22 protein-coding genes and 1 tRNA gene are annotated in these 20,097 nt (G+C 52.4%); 7 read left to right on the top strand and 16 right to left on the bottom strand.

The window, feature by feature from the left end:
• Positions 1 to 429: hypothetical protein (locus EV660_RS18710; RefSeq protein ID WP_168800676.1), on the top strand; the 429-nt coding region annotated here is incomplete at its 5' end.
• Positions 430 to 1,242: 813 nt separating this feature from the next.
• Positions 1,243 to 1,695 carry a hypothetical protein gene (locus tag EV660_RS16580; RefSeq protein ID WP_071479144.1) on the top strand — a complete coding sequence of 151 codons (453 nt, stop codon included), beginning with the start codon at positions 1,243 to 1,245 and terminating at the stop codon, positions 1,693 to 1,695.
• A gap of 403 nt (positions 1,696 to 2,098) precedes the next feature.
• Here the strand turns inward: EV660_RS16580 and EV660_RS16575 are convergent, their stop codons facing one another.
• The 6 genes from EV660_RS16575 to EV660_RS16550 all read right to left on the bottom strand — a co-directional run bounded on the left by EV660_RS16575 (position 2,099) and on the right by EV660_RS16550 (position 7,926).
• The gene (locus tag EV660_RS16575) at positions 2,099 to 2,830 is read right to left on the bottom strand and encodes a BUD32 family EKC/KEOPS complex subunit (RefSeq protein ID WP_071479145.1); all 732 of its coding nucleotides are present in this window, start codon (positions 2,828 to 2,830) and stop codon (positions 2,099 to 2,101) included.
• A gap of 33 nt (positions 2,831 to 2,863) precedes the next feature.
• Complete coding sequence (locus EV660_RS16570; protein ID WP_071479146.1) at positions 2,864 to 4,132, bottom strand: hypothetical protein; 1,269 nt, start codon at positions 4,130 to 4,132, stop codon at positions 2,864 to 2,866.
• Position 4,133: 1 nt separating this feature from the next.
• On the bottom strand, positions 4,134 to 5,843 hold the full coding sequence (locus tag EV660_RS16565; RefSeq protein WP_134014058.1) for a hypothetical protein: 1,710 nt from the start codon (positions 5,841 to 5,843) through the stop codon (positions 4,134 to 4,136).
• A gap of 445 nt (positions 5,844 to 6,288) precedes the next feature.
• Positions 6,289 to 6,867: a tyrosine-type recombinase/integrase gene (locus EV660_RS16560; RefSeq protein WP_071479148.1), complete on the bottom strand. Its 579-nt coding sequence runs from the start codon at positions 6,865 to 6,867 to the stop codon at positions 6,289 to 6,291.
• 146 nt (positions 6,868 to 7,013) lie between these two features.
• Positions 7,014 to 7,310 carry a DUF6626 family protein gene (locus EV660_RS16555; protein WP_071479149.1) on the bottom strand — a complete coding sequence of 99 codons (297 nt, stop codon included), beginning with the start codon at positions 7,308 to 7,310 and terminating at the stop codon, positions 7,014 to 7,016.
• Positions 7,311 to 7,443: 133 nt separating this feature from the next.
• Positions 7,444 to 7,926: a hypothetical protein gene (locus EV660_RS16550; protein WP_071479150.1), complete on the bottom strand. Its 483-nt coding sequence runs from the start codon at positions 7,924 to 7,926 to the stop codon at positions 7,444 to 7,446.
• Between the two features lie 320 nt (positions 7,927 to 8,246).
• Here EV660_RS16550 and EV660_RS16545 point away from each other — a divergent pair, with 320 nt between their 5' ends.
• Entirely contained in the window at positions 8,247 to 8,669 is a 423-nt protein-coding gene (locus EV660_RS16545) for a hypothetical protein (protein ID WP_071479151.1), read from the top strand.
• A 50-nt stretch (positions 8,670 to 8,719) separates the two neighbouring features.
• Here EV660_RS16545 and EV660_RS16540 read toward each other — a convergent pair whose 3' ends face one another.
• From EV660_RS16540 to EV660_RS16520, 5 genes are all read right to left on the bottom strand, one after another.
• Complete coding sequence (locus tag EV660_RS16540; RefSeq protein WP_084634594.1) at positions 8,720 to 10,141, bottom strand: tyrosine-type recombinase/integrase; 1,422 nt, start codon at positions 10,139 to 10,141, stop codon at positions 8,720 to 8,722.
• Positions 10,142 to 10,293: 152 nt separating this feature from the next.
• Positions 10,294 to 10,367 (bottom strand) — tRNA-Cys (locus EV660_RS16535).
• Positions 10,368 to 10,405: 38 nt separating this feature from the next.
• A complete protein-coding gene (locus tag EV660_RS16530) occupies positions 10,406 to 10,789 on the bottom strand; it encodes a histidine triad nucleotide-binding protein (RefSeq protein WP_071479370.1) in 384 nt (127 codons plus the stop codon).
• A 7-nt stretch (positions 10,790 to 10,796) separates the two neighbouring features.
• Positions 10,797 to 12,242: an aldehyde dehydrogenase family protein gene (locus EV660_RS16525; RefSeq protein ID WP_071479153.1), complete on the bottom strand. Its 1,446-nt coding sequence runs from the start codon at positions 12,240 to 12,242 to the stop codon at positions 10,797 to 10,799.
• A gap of 395 nt (positions 12,243 to 12,637) precedes the next feature.
• Positions 12,638 to 13,252 carry a LysE/ArgO family amino acid transporter gene (locus EV660_RS16520; RefSeq protein WP_071479155.1) on the bottom strand — a complete coding sequence of 205 codons (615 nt, stop codon included), beginning with the start codon at positions 13,250 to 13,252 and terminating at the stop codon, positions 12,638 to 12,640.
• 86 nt (positions 13,253 to 13,338) lie between these two features.
• Between EV660_RS16520 and EV660_RS16515 the strand changes: the two genes are divergently transcribed.
• Positions 13,339 to 14,226, top strand: a complete 888-nt coding sequence (locus EV660_RS16515) for a LysR family transcriptional regulator ArgP (protein ID WP_071479156.1) — start codon at positions 13,339 to 13,341, stop codon at positions 14,224 to 14,226.
• A gap of 134 nt (positions 14,227 to 14,360) precedes the next feature.
• Here the strand turns inward: EV660_RS16515 and EV660_RS16510 are convergent, their stop codons facing one another.
• Together EV660_RS16510 and EV660_RS16505 are read right to left on the bottom strand one after the other, a co-directional pair.
• The gene (locus tag EV660_RS16510) at positions 14,361 to 15,065 is read right to left on the bottom strand and encodes a winged helix-turn-helix domain-containing protein (protein ID WP_071479157.1); all 705 of its coding nucleotides are present in this window, start codon (positions 15,063 to 15,065) and stop codon (positions 14,361 to 14,363) included.
• Positions 15,037 to 15,327 carry a hypothetical protein gene (locus EV660_RS16505; RefSeq protein ID WP_071479158.1) on the bottom strand — a complete coding sequence of 97 codons (291 nt, stop codon included), beginning with the start codon at positions 15,325 to 15,327 and terminating at the stop codon, positions 15,037 to 15,039. The genes EV660_RS16510 and EV660_RS16505 overlap by 29 nt, the downstream gene beginning before the upstream one ends.
• Before the next feature lie 150 nt (positions 15,328 to 15,477).
• Here EV660_RS16505 and EV660_RS16500 point away from each other — a divergent pair, with 150 nt between their 5' ends.
• The 3 genes from EV660_RS16500 (at position 15,478) to EV660_RS16490 (ending at position 18,035) form a co-directional block, all read left to right on the top strand.
• Entirely contained in the window at positions 15,478 to 16,155 is a 678-nt protein-coding gene (locus EV660_RS16500; protein WP_071479159.1) for a hypothetical protein, read from the top strand.
• Between the two features lie 38 nt (positions 16,156 to 16,193).
• Positions 16,194 to 16,817, top strand: coding sequence for a ribonuclease HII (locus tag EV660_RS16495; protein ID WP_071479160.1), 624 nt, complete (start codon positions 16,194 to 16,196; stop codon positions 16,815 to 16,817).
• A gap of 147 nt (positions 16,818 to 16,964) precedes the next feature.
• Complete coding sequence (locus EV660_RS16490; RefSeq protein WP_157798903.1) at positions 16,965 to 18,035, top strand: site-specific DNA-methyltransferase; 1,071 nt, start codon at positions 16,965 to 16,967, stop codon at positions 18,033 to 18,035.
• Positions 18,036 to 18,226: 191 nt separating this feature from the next.
• Here EV660_RS16490 and EV660_RS16485 read toward each other — a convergent pair whose 3' ends face one another.
• The 3 genes from EV660_RS16485 to EV660_RS16475 form a co-directional block, all read right to left on the bottom strand.
• On the bottom strand, positions 18,227 to 18,565 hold the full coding sequence (locus EV660_RS16485; RefSeq protein ID WP_071479372.1) for a carboxymuconolactone decarboxylase family protein: 339 nt from the start codon (positions 18,563 to 18,565) through the stop codon (positions 18,227 to 18,229).
• A 69-nt stretch (positions 18,566 to 18,634) separates the two neighbouring features.
• Positions 18,635 to 19,294 (bottom strand): ChrR family anti-sigma-E factor, encoded by a 660-nt coding sequence (locus EV660_RS16480; RefSeq protein ID WP_071479161.1) that lies wholly within the window; start codon positions 19,292 to 19,294, stop codon positions 18,635 to 18,637.
• 14 nt (positions 19,295 to 19,308) lie between these two features.
• A complete protein-coding gene (locus EV660_RS16475; RefSeq protein ID WP_084634625.1) occupies positions 19,309 to 19,902 on the bottom strand; it encodes a sigma-70 family RNA polymerase sigma factor in 594 nt (197 codons plus the stop codon).
• Positions 19,903 to 20,097 lie beyond the last annotated feature (195 nt).

Here is a 20,097-nt window from a genome sequence, read left to right as displayed (position 1 = left end):
CCGGAATGGCCGATCGTCCTGATCTTGTCCGGCATCCCGACACTTCTGGATTACCTCAATCAGTCGGATGAATTGATCGCACTGCTTGAGCCGATCTCCTACAGCGATATCGCGTATAATCAGCAAAACCTCGAAGAGGCCGACGCGATCATGTGCGCCTATGGTACGGCTGCGAAACTTGACGTTTCGGGGCTCCGGGATGAGGACACCTATAATCGGATGATCCATGGGGCCGCCCGCCGCTGGGGGCGTTTCATCGAGATGGTGGTTCATTCGATGGCCCATGCCAAAGCTTCCGGAAGAACCGAGCTTACCCGGTCCGACCTTGCCGAGACGTTTCGCCGTTGGACCGGCGCCTCTGACAGTGCAAACGTCATGTTGGTCGACAACCCTTATCGGATCGAAGCGCATAAGCTCTTCCCGACATAGACTTTACCGAATTTCGGTTTTAGCCTGCATGAACCCGCGATGATCTCATCGCGGGTTCTTTCTTGTCCGTCGAAAACAGGCCTATTTTGAAATTCCGGAGGACGATTTTGAAATTGCAAAATTAAGCCATTGATATTGCTAGATTAACACCAAAAACGCCGGATTTTTCGTACAAAATTTTGAATTCTGACAGTTGTGTCACCCCGGGCCGCGTTTCTGTCTTGAACGACAAAGTCATCGCCGCTGCACGCGATAGGGCCGACGTGGCATGTCAGCGCGTTTCACGCGCTAAAGGCCATATTCGATCCAGATACTCAAATCGTCAGAGATGTTTTTGAAAAATGGAGGCGAGTAGGAGAATCGAACTCCTGTACACGGATTTGCAATAGAGCAACAAAAAGTATAACCATTAAAAATCAACATGTTAATGTTAAAAAAAGTCACTGCGTACATATTTGTGTACAACATATGCACAAGCGTGAATACTTTCCAATAATTCGACAATGACAGTGGCGCGAATACTTTGCAAGCAGAAGCTTTCACCATAATTCAATGCTGTGGCGTCTAGCAGTGCACAGCGGCGGGGCTACAGCGCAAGCTTTCAGTTTTTGCGCAGCCAGGTGGCAGCATAGCAGGTCGAGTACTGTAGCGCGTTGTTTAGATGGCTTTTTGTGCTGTGCTGCTACTTGTTCTGACTAGTCATGCGTTTGCGTGTGGGCTAGGTTTTGATGGGTTGAGCAGGCAAACGGCTGGCAAATGCAGGTTTGTGGCGAACCGATGATTAGAAACGAGCCAGCATAGACGAGGTGAGTGATGATAGAAGCATACGAAAACAGAAGCAGTGAATTTAGAAGCTTGCTTGATGTGGTGCATGACAGATTTAGGCTGCGCTGGCGCAAGCATTGGAATGCTGATTTGTGGGAAACACTGCGTGCTTTGGCAGCGGAAGGCAAAGAGCAACAAGGTTTCGCGCTTTTGCCAAATTGTGCGCCAAACCTAAAGCTCGTTGCTTATCAAGCTTTCAATCCCTTGCTGCATTCAAACAGTGAAGGTGAGCCGGCGCAGGTTAAGGTGAACAAGCAGGCTTTAAGTTTGCGATATGCATGGGACTTAGGCGGAAATATTGTGCATTTTATGGTAGTTACGGGAAGTGAAGTGGTCGATGCTGTGCTTGTGGTGGAAGAAGATGTACTTGAAACAGTTTTGTTGCATGACGATGGGCTAAAGGCGCAGCTGGAAGCAAGCATGAAGATTTTGCTTCCGTAAGCAAGCTGTGCGGCCGTGCGTTACTTCACAGTTTGAAGTAACGGCGACTAGCAGCGTCAAACAGCTTCATACAGGGTGTGGTGCGATTTTTTTTGGCTTTGTTGCTATAGCTGTGGCTTTGGTCGCGCTTGTCGGGCGCCTTACAGCGTGGCTGCGGCTATGCTTACATCGCTTTCCGATGTAAGGCGCAGGGCGTTAAGTGTTGTTTAAAATTTATGGACAGATTCCGGAAAAACAGATAGTGCGGTTGATGAGTCAGGGTATAGCTGCGATTTGATTAAGTGATAAGTGAATATATACCTATTTATATTAAAAAATGAATAAGCGTCATGGCGCTGTATAGTTAGCTGCTAAATTACCTATTTTCGGCGTCATACCAATAAATTAAGAATAATTTTTCTCACTACTTCAAGATTAAGAATTTACAATTTACAACAGCGAAAACCATCTTTTCCTTTGTTTTTTGAAAATTATTTTCGTAACGATTTCTCATTATGTGATTGAATGGCTGATCTTTTACTTGCGCATTGTCAAAATCAATCAAAGAAATTATACCTTCGTTAGAAACAGTTAGGTTTTTGCCATTTGGGTGACAATCTAAGTGCGCCACTTGCGCCTTGCTGAGAGTTGAAAGAATTAGGGAAAGTTGACAGTTGAAGTCTGGAACTGCGATCACTTCTCGAATATCCTTCAAAGATATTCCGTTGTGCGAGGTTGTGATAGTAAACTGCTCCGTGTCATAATCGATAAGGATGGGAAAATGTTGCTGTGCTTCAATGTCACAGCACTCCGCAATTCTCGATAAGCAATCAAGCTCTAAGAAGAAAGCTTGCTTCTTAGTTAATCCAGACGATACTCCAAAGCGATTTCTAAATCGCTTAGTGTGAAGTTTTCCAGAAATCTCTGTTTGTTTTACTCTCTCAGCTCGCTCAAAAATTTCTTCAAGGATATAGTCAGAAAAACTCAAATCAAATAAGTAGTCGCTTGTGGCGCTACAAATTTCAAGCTTTTTTTCGAGCGCCGACAATTCTTTTATCCGCGTAAGCCCTAGCTGAGCTAAAAAGCGATCTCTAAATTTTTTCAAGCTTTGTTTAAGGTGTGCCAAGGATCTAGCGATAACATTATTGATGTTCATTTTGTGGTCTTGATAGATTGTGGCACATTTACGTTACTGAAGGAAATTCTTAATGTAAAGCAAATTAGCGCTGACTTTCTTAAGTATGCGCTCAGATTCGTTGCGCTTGAATACAATATTACACGCATCAATAGCTGCTTTGTGATAAACATATAGATTATGATTGGTCAGCAAATGCTGTGCTAGCGAGTCCAGAAACTTGGTTTCCATTGGTCCAGCTTTGGCATGAAAGTCGTTGATACTGACGAGTTTGGTCACAGGCGAGACAATATTTTCCAAGTAGCGAATATCTGTCTTGCTTGTGTATTTCGGATGCTGTGGGTATTGAACGCTCTTAATACGCCAAGTTTTTATGTCGCTTGTAAGTTCAGGTAGCACTGCGATCTGTTGGCTGATACCTGACGTTTGAAAAGGGCTGCTACTGTCGTAGCTTACCGTAATGTTGTTGCCCAATATCTCACGCAGTCGCTTTTGAAGGGCAGTGAGCAGCACGCTATTTATGGGCGGTGACATCATCAACACATGAAGCCACTCAGTTTTGTTGTTAATTTTTCCATCGTCTAGCAAGCGCCGAACCCACTTTAGCAAGGGCGCAATGCCATTCTTTGTATCACCGCCAAATGCCCACCCTTCAAAATCAAAGTCTTTTACGCGTTTATACCATATCTCCCCAGTATCGCCTCCCCCATCCTGCAGTATGTTTAAAAATTTCGCCTTAGAACCTGTCGCTTTACCCCTGTTATTTGCAAAATACTTCAAGTTTTCATAGCTTAAATCGATCAATTGATTGGCGGAGAGGTTTTTGAAGGGCGAAGCAGTTGCTTTTGGATTGTTCAATACCCAAAGTGGCATATCCAGTGTCATTGCGTAGTCGCAATATCTGTCGAGCCAACGTAATGTTCTGTCGCGTATAGTTACGTCTAAAAGCCAGTTATGTGCGATCTTGTCAGGCTCATTTGCAAATTTATGCCAACCTTGCACAGCTTTCATTTTGCCAGTGCCAATTTGATAACCGCCGCTATCCCCAACAACCACTGTGCCAGCCTTGCGCTCTGTAACCATATCGCGCGTGCGTATCTGCGCTCTGCTAAACTGGCCTGCACTGTAAAGCACATACTTGCAGTGCCATAGATTGCTTTCTGGGTTCAGAAAATCCAAGTCTTGCAGTTGAAAATTTTTTGGTAAAGCGCCGTTGCGTACAGACTTGGCGTCTTTAAATGGGAAAGCTGCATAACCTTGCTGTAAGCTGGGCAAGTAAACGGCTTTGTTGTCATACTGCGCAGTAAAGTTTTCACCTGCCATATTACGCACCATACAATTCAAATGCAGTCGCATCACGCAGGCCTGCTGTGTCAGCAGCTGGGATGTAAGTTTCATAGTCAGCAAGCTCGGTGCTGTACTTGACCCGCATTACGTTGCTGTTGCCAGATAGCAGCACGTTTTGGCTGGTGATGGGGAGGGTGGGTAATACTGCAAACACAAGCGCGAGGTCTTTAGCATTTGCCGTAAACAGTTGGGTACTAGTCTTCTTGCCCAAGCGTTTGGCGTTGCTGTTGTAGGGCAGGCTGTAGTTGTAAGCATACACGTCATTTTCGTACCAGTACCGCAACTCTAACTCGGTTTTGCCTAGCTGCAGTTGAATGCTGGCAAATTTGGAGCGATTGAAAAAACCACGTATTGTGTTTACGTATGGAGTCGCGCATTGCGCGTCAAACTCTGCCAACCACTGCACAGTTGTTTCAAGCTCCCAATTCCAATTAAGCGCAGCTTGATTTTTGATGCTTGGCTGCTGGTTTGACTCAACAGGCACAGTGGATTTCTCATAAAAATAGATATTGCGTGTATGCTCTGAGGCCGCATCATCCAAACGCAACGTGTGCGTTGCCTTTACAGTGCCCTGCGTCGCCGCAAGCCCATTGTTTGGCTCTGCCTTATAAAGTGTTAGCTTTTGCTTATTCAGCAGCTCGCTTTCTATCCAGCTTCTATCTGCGCCACGCAATATGACCTCATCAGCGCAGACAAACGCAGCATTTGGTCGTGCATATGTGACTAGGCTTGCAGGGGTTGCAGTTTTGCTGACAAGAAAATCTGTAGCTGTTGGGCGGTAACGCAAGCGCGTTGCTTGCTTGATTTTTTGAACCTCAGTTTTTGGATTTCCATCTTTGTCCAAATCGCGCAGCGTAACAGTGCGTTCTACTTCGCTGTCGTCAAAAAACTTTTTCCTGTAGCTCTCCAACTTAGCTGGTAGCGCGTGTGGCTCAAGTGCTTCTGCAATTAGACGCAAGCTAAGCGTCACATTGCTACGATCCAGCGCTGTGCAGGCGTCAAGTGCCGTTTGCACAAGCTGATCGCTGTAATTGCTGCCCACAATTTCAATCTGTCCAGCAGCATTCTTGCGCCCCAGCATTACCACCAAGTTGTCAGCGTTTGTAACGGCAGTAGGAAAGCTGGGAATGGTGGCTTTGGGCGCGATTGCTTTGACAGCTTCAAGCTTTGACGCGGCAACATTGGCGGGGGCTGGGGCAGTGAGTTTAGGTCTACCGCGCTGCATCAGTTGTACGCCAGCAGCTTCTTCTGCCGCAAGCTCTGCGGCTGTCATCCCTTTTTCGCCACGCAGCCGCGCAAGCCCGCCTTCGTCTTTGATGTAATTAATCAGGTCAGCGCGTGCATTTTGTGCGTATAGCTCTGTTTTTCCTGTATATTCGTCATGCAGTGCAAGCAGAGATTTTGCCCAGTTGCTGATGGTGCTGGCCTGCTTAGTTGGGTCAATGTTCCACACCAGTCGTACAAGGGGATAGAAATTTGGGCTATTGGCCTTGCGCTTGCGTGTGGTAATGCCTGCGGCCGCATACTTGGCATCCAAGTAACCAGCTTGTTTGTCTGCCTCGCGCCACCACAAATAGGTGTCCACAAAAGCTTGATGCAGCTGATCTCTGCTCATGTAGTACGCGGCAGTTTGAGTGTCAGCCAATGCTTTAAGTGAGGCCAGTTGTGTGTCTAGCTGCGTGCTCATAGCTGTCCCTTACTTCACAGTTTGAAGTAAGCTGGCTCAGCTGTGCGGCTTCGTCAATATAGTAAATACATTTGGAAGGGGTGTTTTGGACAAAAAGTTGTGGCGCGCAAAATCAAGCGTACAAGTACTTGCCAAATCTCCCCACCAGTTTGCAAACACCAGGAGCAAAGATGACTATAGAAGAAATCGTTACACAAAAGCGCAGCGCGGCTAAGCCAACCCATAAAACTGCTTGGGAGAAAAACATGACCAAACTGCGGAGCAAGAAGCGTAACCTGCGCCCACAAAGCCCTGTGCCGCCCATCAAGCACAGACCGTAACTGCGCAACTGTTGCTATTTGGGGTGAATTGATTGCTCAATTTTGCAGGAAATGCAGGGTTTTGGCGGTTTTGAAGTATTCAAGACGCTGACTGGCAGCATGACTGACAGGCATAGCTGTGTTGCTTAGAAATTGATCAGCTCAACTGCAGCGCGCAACTTGTTCTCGTTCAAGTCAATGTAGCGCATGGTGGTGTTGAGGTTTTTGTGGCGCGCAAGTGCTTGCACGACACGCGCATTTATTCCCCTGTCTGCCAGCTCCGTTACAAACTGACGACGACCTGAATGCGAACTGGCACCTTCAATGCCTGCCAGCTTGTACAAGCGCTGAAACAGGTTGACCACTGTTTGCGCAGTAAAGCTGCCGCCCTTGCCGCTGAAAATCAGTGCTGCATTGGGTTTGGCGACTTGCTTGGGGTAGCGTAGGGCGTACTGTTTGAGTTGTGCGCGCAATTTCTTGTTCATCAGCACCGTGCAGCTGTCACTGCCTTTGGTCTGTGCTGCTGACAGGTAAATCGTATCACGCACAGCGCCCGATGCGTCAAACACATCGCCAATGCGCAGCGCAGCAATCTCACAGGCACGCAGGCCAGCGTAAAAGCTCAGTGCTATTGCTGTGTGATTGCGTGTGCTGTGGCGCAAGCTATCCACCACAGCACTCAGTCGCTTGCGTTCCGCGTCAGTTAGCAGCTTTGCCTGTTTCATCTGTTCAGCTCCCAAATGTGTGGTTCTCTTGTTAAACAATATAATTCCACACATTATGCAGGACGACCTGAAAACACAGATCACGCAAGCCTATGTATTTGTTTGGAATATGGGCAAGATGTTATGGATTGTGCATTGTTTAACATTTACGCAGTGGTAATTTCCGCCACCGCGTGCTGTTGCTGCAAGTGCTGTGTCAACAAGTGCTCTGCCGCTATCAGTGCAACACGCTGCTGTTCGCTGTACAAAGCCGCGTTAGCTTGCGTGCTGCGTATGGAGCGTAAACACTGGATAGCTGCAGCTGCGCTTATTTCTCGTCGCTCATGCATCTGTACAGCATACCAGCTCTTGCTCTTATTCAAATACTCTGTGCTAAAATGCTCAGCATTCGCTGTAAGCTCGTTGTGTCTCAAGTGCCTGTAAAGTGTTTCAAGTAACGTCATGCTGTTCTCCTTAAGTATTTACTCTCTGTGTTTGGTTTTTCTGTAAGTATCAAATTGTTTGATTTGAATATACTGAAGATTAGCAGCGCCTCAAAGCGCTGCCTTAGTGTCTGTAAATTTTCCATGCCTGTGTTTACTGAGCGCCTGACGCTACAGCTTTGGTTTGCCTGATCTTCATGTTGCGCTCTGCATTTGCTGCCTGTTGTATGACTGAATCCATTGCCTCTATGATTTTTGGGAAAGAAAAACGATTTTGGATGCGTTTTGCCTGTTGTATGTTCTGATAATTTTCTACGTCAATATTTGTGTTGTTGCGGTGTGATGCCTTAAAGCCTATTTCGTCAAAGTAAAAATGTTTTGTGCCTTTTGTAACGTAACGTGCGGATTTTACAGCGTCTATCGTTGGTGTGATTTCGTTGTACTTTGCCGATGCTGTCAGGTTGTCTAAGTTGCTCCACAACAAATTTGCTATAGCGCAAAAGAAAACTGGTTCGATCGGTGACTTGGCTTTGAAGTGAAAATGCAAGTTGTCGCCTAGCTCGCCATACTCCGCAAACACCCAGCGCTCTACACCTATCCGCTTCTTTGCGTCCGCGCCAAAAAACAGCTTATCCATTCTATGCCAATACGCAGTCAGTAGCTTGCTTGCTGTGCTCTTGCCTACGCGCCTCCCGTTGTTAAATTTCAGTGTGCCGGTTACGTCATAGTGCGCATGTGCTAACTCATTGCTCCATGCGTTATGTGTCAGTTGTTTCCAATTTAAGTTATTGTAAGTTCTCATTTATATCCTTTCTACTTTAGTGTTTTATTTATCCTTAATGCGTTAAGGCGGGTGCATTTTTGATGCGCGCTTACTTCACAGTTTGAAGTAACATTCCGGTCGTTCTTGTTGTGTTCTGAATTTATAAAGTGATTAGCAAACACAGGAGGTTTGAAATGAGTGTACTTGCTAAGCTAAATGTAAAGTCAGTTCAGCGTACTGCGTACAAGTCTGCATCCGAGCAAAGGCGTGCTAAGCTGCTAAGCGCGATTGAGGAGCAGATGCGCGTTTGGGCAGATGCTGTTGTGGGCAAGGACTATGTGCTTGCTGTGCGTAAATGGAAAACGAATGCAGAAGGTGAGCGTGTACGCGTTGATGCAGAAAAGCGCGTGCGTGCTTGGTTTTTTGAGCAGGACGGTGGCTATTACGTCCAGTGCAAATATGGCGCGCGCGCGCTGCCAATTGCTGACAAGGGTAACGCTGTTTTTGTAAAAGAGCTCGCAGAAGTTAACGCTGTGCTAGAGGCGTTTTACAAGGCAGCTGCAGCTGGTGAGTTTGATACAGCCGTTGAGAGTGTGGCAAAGCGCAAAAGCGCATAAATTTTTTGAGCTTTGAGATTGCGCAGCGCAGAAATGTGTTGCGCGCTCTCTTATCCATTCAGTATCAGAAGTAGTGTTTCTTCTGCTATTTTATTATCGTTTTTGGCCTGTAGCGCAGCCAGCATTATCTCCTGCGTTACTGTATAGCCATCTTTTTCAACGCCAAGCGTTGCCAGTAGCGCTGTTTCGCTAAGCTTGCCGTCATTAAGCATCTGAAAAGCCAACTGCACAGTAGAATTTGAGGCTTGTGCACTTGAAAAATCTGTTTTTTGATCTGTTTTTTTTCGTCTACCGCTGTGCAGCTCAGCATTGATGGCTGGGCTATACTTACTGTAATGCTTGTCCACCATCGCTGTGCTATTGCCAAGTTGCTTGCTTAGCGTGTGAGCGCTCATACCACGTGCTAGATCTTCTGTAGCGTAGAAATGACGCCAGCTGTAAAGCGTACGCTCTCTGTCATCGGCGCCAGTTTTCAAATTTAGTTCGTCAAGCAGTGCATTAAATGCCCTGTTTAAGTTATGTACAGTAGCTGGTTTGCCTAAGCGCGTTGTAAATACAAACTCATCGCTTTTTGCATCAATCAGCGCATCCAAGCTATCAAATTGCAGGCGCGGGTTGAGTTTGCTTTGACGAAATAAATAACGGCTCGTTCTATCGCGTGCAATTGTCTGTCGGTTCTTTGTTTTCCCGTCAACATTGACAGCAAGATATTTTTCACCGCCTTTGTAGTACCATTCAATATTTCGCCACCTTAATCCAATTGCTTCTGTGCCATGTCGTATGCCTGTGTTTGCAAGAAACAGGACATAGTTGCGCAGCGTTTCGCGTGTTGCTGCAGCTTTTGGATGGGCAGTTGATTTGTGGTAGTTGCGTAAGGCTGCATAGATGGTGCGATATTCTTGTACTGTGAAGCTACCTCTGCTTTGGGTCTTTAAACCTTTGTTGAGCAAGGTGGGACGGAGCGCTTTTGTGATCCAGCCGTTCAGCTCTGCTTCGTCTAATATCCTGTTCAATGCAGCGTTGTGATTGTTGATGGTGCTTTGTGCAGGAGTCTTATTCATTTTCTCTGCGCGCCAAGCGTCAAAATTTTTGAGTGCAAGCAGGTCAATTTTGCTGATGTCTGTGCTGCCAAAAAAAGGAATAAGCCAGCGTCTGGTTGCTTGGATGTAATCTTTATACGCTTGCCTGCCTACGCCTTGCGCCAGCTCATCATTCATACGCCGTAATGCGTGCTCAGCCACATCTTTGAATTTTCGTGTAGTAGCTGGAAGCTTATTTTTTATGCGCGCTTCCGTCTCATAGTACAGCCTCAGCGCAACCTCTTTTGCTTCTTCCACATCAGCTGTTTTTGTAGACTTCACCAACCGTTTTTTGTTGGGCAAGGTTAAACGCGCGTACCAATTGTTACTACCTGCGCGCTTATCGATTCGCAGCTTGCTGTGTAGTTCTATTGAACTGACGCCATAACTCATTTTGTGGGTTTGGTGCTAAGTGGTTGATTTACTTAGCTTAGCACAATAGAGCGCAAGCGCCTATCATTTTCTGTGTACAAGTTGTGTACAGCACTGCTGCGACTACATGTTGTAACTGACTGTACGCAAGCAAAGAAAAAGCACAATATATATGGAGGCGAGTAGGAGAATCGAACTCCTGTACACGGATTTGCAATCCGCTGCGTAACCACTCCGCCAACTCGCCGTCCTGTGGCGCTTGATTATGCACTCGCGCCTATCGCGTCAAGGGCGCATCATCACCATCGGCCCGATATTGCGCCCGCCAAGAATATGCACATGCAGATGTGGCACTTCCTGCACCCCGTCTGACCCTGAATTCGCGATCATCCGGTAACCCGCGCCGCCATCACCCGGTGCCACGCCGAGTCGGACACACACCTCACCGATCGCACGCGTATAATCGACGATTTCCGCATCAGAGGCGCTGCGTGCGAAATGGTCGTAGCAAACATAAGGCCCTTTCGGGATGACCAGCACATGATGGGGGGCTTTGGGCGAAATATCCGCAAAGGCAAGGCTATGGTCGGTCTCATACACCTTGCTGCACGGGATTTCCCCGCGCAGGATTTTTGCAAAGATGTTCTGATCATCATAGTCATATGTCATCACGCATTCACTCCGCGTCATTGGCCCAGCCGGATACGGCTTTGACTTCCAGAAAATCCTCGATACCCCAGACGCCACCTTCGCGCCCGTTGCCTGATTGCTTCATGCCGCCGAACGGGGCCCCCGCGCCACGAGATTTACCATTCATTTCCACCATGCCCGCGCGCAGCAGGCGCGCCATGCGGTTACGTTTTGCGCCATCTTCGCTTTGCACATAATTGGTCAGGCCATAAACAGTGTCATTGGCGATGCGCACAGCATCATCTTCAGACTCGAACGGGATGATGGACAGGACAGGGCCGAAGATTTCTTCGCGCGCGATGGTCATCTGGTTATTCACATCGGCAAAAACGGTCGGGCGCACGAAATAGCCACGATTCATCCCTTCTGGTCTGCCCAGACCGCCCGCAACCAGTTTTGCCCCCTCGGATATGCCAGTCTGAATCAGGTCCTGAATCTTGTCGAACTGCGCCTGACTGACAACTGGCCCGATATGGCGCCCGGATTCGGAAGCGGGGCCAACGGCTGTTTTTTCTGCCAGTTCGCGTGCGGTTTCCACGGCCTGATCATAGATTTCGCGCTGCACCAGCATCCGTGTGGGCGCGTTGCAGGACTGGCCGGTATTGTTAAAGCAGTGAGCCGCCCCGCGCTTCACGGCCTTTTCATCGGCATCGGCGAAGATGACATTCGCGCCCTTGCCGCCCAGTTCCAGATGCACGCGCTTCAGGGTTTCGGCGGCGTTCTTGGAAATGGCTATGCCGGCACGGGTTGAGCCGGTGAAGCTGACCATGTCCACGTCCTTGTGGCCTGATAGCTGTGTGCCGACCCCCGGCCCATCGCCATTGACCATGTTGAAAACGCCCTTCGGTGTGCCTGCGGCGTCCATGATCTCTGCCCAGACGATCGAGGAGAGCGGCGCAATCTCGGACGGTTTCAGCACCATCGTGCAGCCTGCCAGAAGGGCGGGGATGACCTTGAGTGTGACCTGATTCATTGGCCAGTTCCAGGGCGTGATCAGGGCGCAGACACCCACCGCTTCACGGATGATGCGATCCTCTGGCGCATGATCGCCAAGCGGTTCAATGAAGTGAACCTTCTCGAAGGCCTTGATGAAATTGCTGATATGCCATGTCCCGGCACCCACCTGAGAGCTGCGCGACATGTCAATGGGTGCACCCATTTCGGTGCTGATGGCCTGCGCCATATCTTCGGCGCGCGCCTTGTATTCTTCAAGTATACGCTCGACAAGCGCCAGCCGTTCCGCCGGGTCGGAATACATCCAGCCGGGCAGGGCCGCCTTCGCTGCGGCCACGGCCTTGTCGGTATCTGCTGCGCCCCCAAGTGAAATGACCGCGCAGGCTTCTTCGGTCGAGGGGTTGATGACATCAAGATCCTCGCCCGCCACCGGGTCGCACCATTGGCCGTTTATGTAGAATTGGCGTTTGTCCAGCATTGCATCTCTCCCTGTTCACTGCCGCAATATCTGGCATTGCAGAGGCGCAGGTGCAAGGGCGGTTGCGTGTGGCAGAGTAAAAGCAGGGGAATGCTATTGCTTGATGCGGTCGTTCGATCATGATGGCAAGGCCTCAGAGAGAGGGGCGCGGCGTCGCCTTGGTGCTTTTCAGATGCCAGCTTTGCGGGCGCTGCGTGGGGTGGATGGTTGGGTCTGCTTGCGCAGCCTACTGGACCGATTTGCCAGAATGCGCCATTCTAGTGTTTGCCGCCACAGACAAGATTCTCTATGACTGCTTTGAGGGCATTGCGGTTATTCGGGCGCAGTGCTGCGCTAAGTATTCGCTGACCGATAGTGTAGTGCTTCGGGCGCTGGATCAGCGCGAAACGACCTGTTCAGGCTGACAAGATCAATTTCACAGCAATTGCCCACATCACCAGAGCAATCCCGCCCTCCAGAAGCCGCCAAGCCCTGGGTTGTGCGAAAAGAGGCCTCAATCTACCCGCACCATAGCCGAGCGCGAAAAAAAACAGGAAGGATCCGCTCACCGCACCGGCGGCAAAGGCAAACTGCTGGCCCGCATACTGTGTCGAGATCGTACCCAGCAATACCACAGTATCAAGATAGACATGCGGGTTCAGCCATGTCAGCGCCAGCGCTGTCAGCAGCACAGGGCGCAGCGGCTCTCGCGGGGCTGCACCGTCGATCCATAGTGCTTGCGACGAAGTAAAGGCCGCGCGCATGTTGCGCGCCCCATACCAGAGCAGAAACGCAGCGCCGCCATAGCGCATGACCGGATCGACCATCGGCAACCATGCGGCGATTTTGGCGAAACTGGTCACCCCGACGACGATCAGAATCGCATCTGACAGCGCACAGGTCAGCACCACCGGGAAGACATGCGACCCGCGCAGACCCTGACGCAGAACAAAGGCATTCTGCGCACCAATGGCGATGATCAGGCTCAGGCCGATGCCAAGGCCGGTCAGGTAAATCGTCAGGTCGCTCATATCAGCCTCTGTCAGGTTTGGCTTGCGATATACCGGGCCATGTGATTAGGCAAATTAAACGACGTAACACTGGTTAAGGGAAGCTAATGCTTGATTATCCCGCCGCGCGTGCGGTCGCGATGGTGGTGCAGACCGGCAGTTTCGAGGGCGCGGCGCGGGCCTTGGGGGTGACGCCCTCGGCCATTTCGCAGCGGGTCCGCGCGCTGGAGGAACGTCTTGGCACTGTCCTGATCGAGCGCGCCAGCCCGTGCCGCGCCACGGCGGCCGGGGATGCCCTGTGTCGTCATATAGAGCTTGTGGGTCTGGCAGAGCGCGACCTAATGGCCCAGCTGCCTGCAAGCGCCTATCAGACAGACCGCGTGACCCTGTCTGTTGCCGTCAATTCCGACAGCCTGGCCACATGGGTTCTGCCCGCCCTGGCAGGTTTTGCCCGTGATGCGGATATCTTGCTGGATATCGCGGTCGATGATGAGGATCACACGACCGACTGGCTGAAATCGGGGCGGGTGGTGGCTGCGCTGACCGCTGTGGCCAAGCCCGTGCAGGGTTGCAAATCCATCGCTTTGGGCAGCCTGCGCTATCATGCAACGGCCAGCCCCGGTTTCGTGCAACGGTTTTTCTCTGACGGGGTCACCCTTTCAGCATTGGCCCGCGCCCCTGCGCTGACCTTCAACCAGAAGGATCAGTTGCAAAATGCATGGATGCAAGCCGTCTTCGGACAACGGCTGGCGCCGCCAACCCATTGGCTGCCCTCGACGCAAGGCTTTGTGACAGCGGCGGTGCAGGGGGTGGGTTGGGGCATGAACCCCGCGTCTTTGGTGCAGGATCATCTGCGCTCTGGGCGATTGGTGGAGCTGATTGCGGACACACCCTTTGACCGGCCCCTATTCTGGCAAATCAACCGACGTGCGGCAGAACCGCTTCGGGCGCTAAGCGATGCCCTGCGCCGTCACGCCCGCGAAGCGCTGGTGTGAAGCGCCGTCTGTTGTGCTGCGCGTGCTAAGTCTCGCCATTCGCCATCGGGCCCGAACGTCCGCAAGGTTCCGTATAGCCTTCCCTGACGAAAGCACCGGATCGGGCGCGGGACCCTTTCGTCGGGTGGCGAACACTAGCGCAGGGAAATCACCTTGCTGTCAATTGCCAGCATATAGCCCTGCCGCGCGATATTCTTGACCAGCACTTCGCTTATCAACTGGTTGCCCAAAGTATCGCGCAATCGTTTAATGCGTGTGGCCCCTGCGGCCTCATCGCAATCCACCTCCATCCGGCCAGAGATGACAGCCTCGATGGCTGCCCCGGTCAGCACCTCATCATCAATGCGCGCCTCTGCCAGCACCGCCAATGTCTCGACTGCGGCGGGGGTCAGTTTGAATTCCATATCATTGATCGCAACCGAATTGGTGGCCCGGTCGATCACCAGTTGAGAGACTTGCAAGCCCTGCTTCTCGACCATTGCCATGCGCCGGTTCAGCGTGATCAACAGCACGATCATGACCAGAGAGGTCACCAGAAGCCCGGTCGCAAAAACCAGTAACACAAAAATCACAACCCGATAGGACACCAGCGTTTCCGAAAACGCCGTGCCTGATTGTGCCAGAATCTCCAGTAGCTTGATTTCGGCTTGACTGGTCAGGTCAGCATTCTCGACAAAGACCCGCTCGACCCGGGCATTAAACGCGCCCGCATCTGGCAGGTTCAGAAACAGCAGCACCGCCGTCAGAACCAGAACACCAACAATCGCCGCGACACCCCAGACAACCGCCCGGTTCCCGATGCGCGCCAGATCACTGGCGGAGATGGATGGCCCCGGCATTGGCGCTCCTGCTATGAAATTCGGATTGGTCGAAGATGGACTCGATCTGTAATAGCGTCCAGCCACTTCGTGAAATGACAGGTTCGGCATAGTTACGGGCAGCCTGCACCGATGCGCAGGCTGATTGCGGTAATTCAATGATGCCATATTGCAGGCGCAACGGGTTGTCCTGCTTGGCCTTGTAATCTGCGTAACACTGGGCCGAGGCTTGCCCCGCAAGCGTCAGTGCCAGAAACACCGCAGAAAGGATCGTGGTTTTCATGGCGGAACCATTGCACCAGCGGCACGGTTATTCAATATCAGCCCTGTTGCCTGTGCGTTGTTATCTGATAGCAGGCAGGCGTTATTGCACGGCAATGCCGTATCACAGCACGCTTCGGGTACAAGTTTTTCAAACGAAGGAACCCGAGGCATGACCACAACATTGTTCAGCACATTGCGACAGCGTGCCACCGGTGCGATTCTGGCCGCCGGTGTCGCGCTGGGTGCAATCAGCCTGCCCGCGACCCCTGCACAGGCGTCTGATGATGCGCTCATCAAGCTACTTCTGGGCGCGGCGGCCGTGGCCATCGTTGTTCAGGCGGCCCGCTCTGACAGGGGCACCAGTCAGAACCGGCCGCAATATGCCAGCCGCGAATTGCCCGATTACTGCCGAGAGGTCTTGCGCGTCCGTAATCGGGATATCACGGTGTATAACGCGCAATGCTTGCGCAATGCCGGGCTGCGCAACCTGCCGCGCCAATGTCAGGAAACAGTGCGCACCAATCGCGGGCAGCGCAGTGTCTATCGCGCCACCTGCCTGCGCAACGCAGGCTATTTCCCGGAACGCAGCGCGCCCAATCGCGGCCGCGACCGTCACCAACCCACTCCGCCGCGCGGGGGTGGCTGGCAAGGCGGATCGGTGCTGCCGCAGCAATGTCTGATCTCTTACCGCTATGGCGGCCAGACTTTGGCGGGGTATCGTGGCGCCTGTCTGGAACAGCGCGGCGTGCGCGATCTGCCGCGCACCTGTCAGGTTCGAAGCACCAGTGGAACGATCTATTCCGCCCAGTGCCTGACCGAGCGCGGTTATCGCACACAGCGCCGTTGAGGGTTGCACAGATGCGCGTCAATGGGGCATGACAGGCCATGCCCCCTGCGCCCGCCCCTGATTATGAGTTCGAGCGCCTTGCAGCCCTGCAAGGCGCGCGCCGTATTGTCGGCGTGGATGAAGTGGGCCGTGGCCCCCTCTGCGGTCCGGTGACGGCTGCGGCCGTGTGGCTGGACCCTGCTGCTATCCCACAGGGGCTTGCGGATTCCAAACGCCTGGGCGCTGCGGCGCGCACCCAGCTATTCGATGCGATTATGGCCAGTGCGGATGTAGGCATCGGCCATGCCACCCCGGCCGAGATTGATGCGATGAACATCTTGCAGGCCACTTATCTGGCAATGCATCGCGCGATTGCCGCACTGCAAACGCCCCCCGACCACTTGTTGATTGATGGCAACCGCCTGCCAGCCGATCTACCCTGCCGCGCCGAGGCTGTGATCAAGGGCGATGGGCGCGTGCTCTCCATCGCGGCGGCCTCAATCATTGCCAAGGTCACACGCGACCGGATCATGGCGGAACTGGACCAGCGCTATCCCGGCTATGGCTGGGCCGAGAACGCAGGTTATCCGACCAAGCGTCACAAAAATGCCATAGCAGATTTGGGGCCAACCCCCGAGCATAGGCGCTCCTTCGCGCCGATACGCAAAATCTTGTGTCCATAGGTTACATGAAGAAAGTTTTTCAAATCTCTGATTCAAAAAGAAATTGACGCCGAATCAGCTTTGACTCATGATGCAACTCAACAAGCGCAAACAATGCGCAAGATCGAGGCAGACATGGCAGTAACCACAGTGGCGCAGGGGGCAAAAATGCTTCCCACGAACGAAATTCTTTCAGGCGATTGTATCGAGGTGATGAATTCCCTGCCCGAGGGCAGCATCGACCTGATCTTTGCAGACCCGCCCTACAACCTCCAACTCAAGGGCGAATTGCATCGCCCGGATAACAGCCGCGTCGATGCTGTAGATGACGCCTGGGACCAGTTCGACAGTTTCAAGATCTATGACCAGTTCACCCGTGCCTGGCTCAAGGCCGCGCGCCGGTTGCTCAAGCCCAATGGCGCGATCTGGGTGATTGGCTCCTATCACAATATCTTCCGCGTTGGCACCGCGTTGCAGGATGCGGGCTTTTGGATCCTCAATGACGTGGTCTGGCGCAAGTCCAACCCGATGCCGAATTTTCGTGGTAAACGGCTGACCAATGCGCATGAAACGATGATCTGGGCCTCCAAATCCGAAGGCGCCAAATACACCTTCAATTATGAAGCGCTGAAGGAACTCAATGAGGGCGTGCAAATGCGCTCGGACTGGGTTTTGCCCATCTGCTCTGGCCATGAGCGGCTGAAAGATGACAATGGCGACAAGGCCCACCCCACGCAGAAGCCGGAATCCCTGCTCCACCGTGTTCTTGTCGGTTCTACCAATCCCGGCGATATCGTACTGGACCCGTTCTTTGGCACGGGGACCACAGGGGCTGTCGCCAAATTGCTGGGGCGCAACTATATCGGCATCGAGCGCGAAGAGGCGTATCGCAAGGTCGCAGCAAAACGTCTGGGCCAAGTGCGCCCGCTGGACTCGGCGGCCTTGCAGACCACCGTTTCAAAGCGCGCGCAACCGCGCGTGGCTTTCGGGCAATTGGTCGAACGCGGCCTGCTGCGCCCCGGTGAAATGCTGGTCAATCCCCGGGGGCAAGCTGCCAAAGTGCGCGTTGACGGCTCTCTGGTCAGTGCAGAACATCGCGGCTCGATCCATCAGGTCGGTGCCGCGCTGGAAAATGCGCCCTCATGCAATGGCTGGACCTATTGGCAGTTCAAGCGTGATGGCCAGTTGATCCCGATTGATATCCTGCGTCAGCAAATCCGTTCCGAAATGCATGACTGACGCTTAACCCTTTACCGCCGGTGTCCTGTGTTACCCGCCGGGACACCAACTTACCCCGCCTTTTTGGCGGGGTTTTTTTATCTTGTTTAGAAATGCCGCATTTTCTTGCTAAAAATACTCAAACCCGGAACCCCCGGCCCGGAACGGGCAGGGGGTGACATATGAACTTGCGGCGCAGCCGCACAATCGGATTACACTGCCTGAAGCTGGTCCCAGCAATCAAGCGCCTTGCCTGCATACATCACTGCCGGGCCACCGCCCATCTGGATCGCCATGGCCAGCACATCGCCCAATTCCTCGCGCGTGGCACCAGCCTTGATCAGTGCTTCGACATGGAATGCGATGCAAGGCTCGCAGCGCACACCGATGGCAATGCCAAGTGCCACAAATTCCTTTTCCTTGTAGCCAAGCACGCCGCCTTCCTTGACCGCGCGCGACAGCCCGCCAAACCCTTTCATGGCGTCCGGAATGGCTTTTGCCAGATTGCGGCTCTGGTCGCGGGTTGCCGCGATGAAAGCAGGGTAGTCCATGTTCATTCCTCACATATTATTTTATGAATGCGAGGTCGCATGGACCGACACGGGCTGCCTTGATCTGTATCAAATACCCAGAAACGGCTGGGCCAGACGCGGCAGCAGGCCGCGGAATTTCAACGGCGCATCCGTTACGGCAAGGCAGATGCAATCTGCGCCGACTTGCGCGATCGGCTGGTGTTCGGTCCCTTCATCCGCAATCTCTATATCGCCGCGGCTGAAGCAATCCTCTTCATCGGCAAAGGCGCCTTGCAGCACCAGTGTCAATTCCATGCCATGATGGCCATGATCGGGCACAGCCTTGCCCGCCGGAATATACAAAAGACGCGCTGTCGCATTTTCGGATGTCGGTATAACAGCCTGACGCACGCCGCCGCCGACATTGCGCCATTTCACATCCTGTACATCCCCGCCGACATAGCTGCGCAATGGCTCTGGCAGGGTCCAGCCTTCCTGCGTTGCCCTGCCGCTCTGGGCAGCTTGTTCACGGGGGCCTTGATCCTTGATGCGCGACAATGTCGCCAGCAGGGTTTCATGCGACATGGGCGCGGCTGTATCTTCGGCACGCTCCAGAACTGCGCCGCCAATTGCGTCAAAGCTTGCCAACCTTGCGCGGCATTCGTCGCACATGGCGATATGGGTCGCGACAGCAAGGTTGAATGCTTCGGGCAGCGTGCCGGAAGAGTAGGCCATCAACAACTTGTCGCTCAGGTGGTGGGTAATCATGGTCGTCGTCTTTCTCAACTCAGGGAATGGCGCAAACGTTCAAGCGCCAGCCGTATTCGGGATTTGATCGTGCCAAGGGGCAGTCCGGTTTCTTCGGCGATTTCGCTATGGGTCAAATCGCCAAAATAGGCGCGCTCGATCATCACGCGCTGTTTTTCAGGCAGGCTTGCGATGGCTGAGATCAGCTGCTCGCTTTCCTGCTGCATGGTCATGACGTCCAGTTGGTCTGGCTCTGCTTCCGGTCCCCAGGTTAATTCTTCAGGCTCTGGCCTGCGATCACGGCGCAGCATGTCGATGCGCCGATTGCGGGCGATGGTAAATATCCATGTTGCGACGCTTGCGCGCGCCGGGTCAAACTGTGCGGCCTTGTTCCAGACCGTCACCATCACATCTTGGGCGCATTCTTCCGCCATGGCATGGTCAGCCCCTGATTTTATCAAAAAGCCTTTGACCCGTGGCGCAAAATGCTCGAACACCTCTGTGAAAGCGTCTGTATCCTGTTCGGTCGCCACTTTCTCAAGAAGGACAACCCACTTCGCTGCGTTTTGTACATCCACTTCCGATTGCCTTTTCCCGCGGCGCGATATCCCGTGTTGAGCGCACAGCATATCCACAGCCGCGGCGGCTTGTCGAGAAGGCAGAGTTTGTGGCGTGATGTCAAACATGTCAGATTTACGTTACATGCTCGAAACTGGATCACATCTCAGCTCAAAAAATTCACATGAAAATCACATCTTTTTCCAAATGATCCGCCGCTGGGCGCACCGCGTAATCCTGACAACATAAAGATGATAGGGAGTGGC

This window comes from Roseinatronobacter bogoriensis DSM 18756, assembly GCF_004366635.1.
In the GTDB taxonomy this organism is placed as follows: domain Bacteria; phylum Pseudomonadota; class Alphaproteobacteria; order Rhodobacterales; family Rhodobacteraceae; genus Roseinatronobacter; species Roseinatronobacter bogoriensis.
The sequence above is the reverse complement of the archived record's forward strand: the minus strand, read 5'-3'. Positions and strand labels throughout refer to the sequence as shown.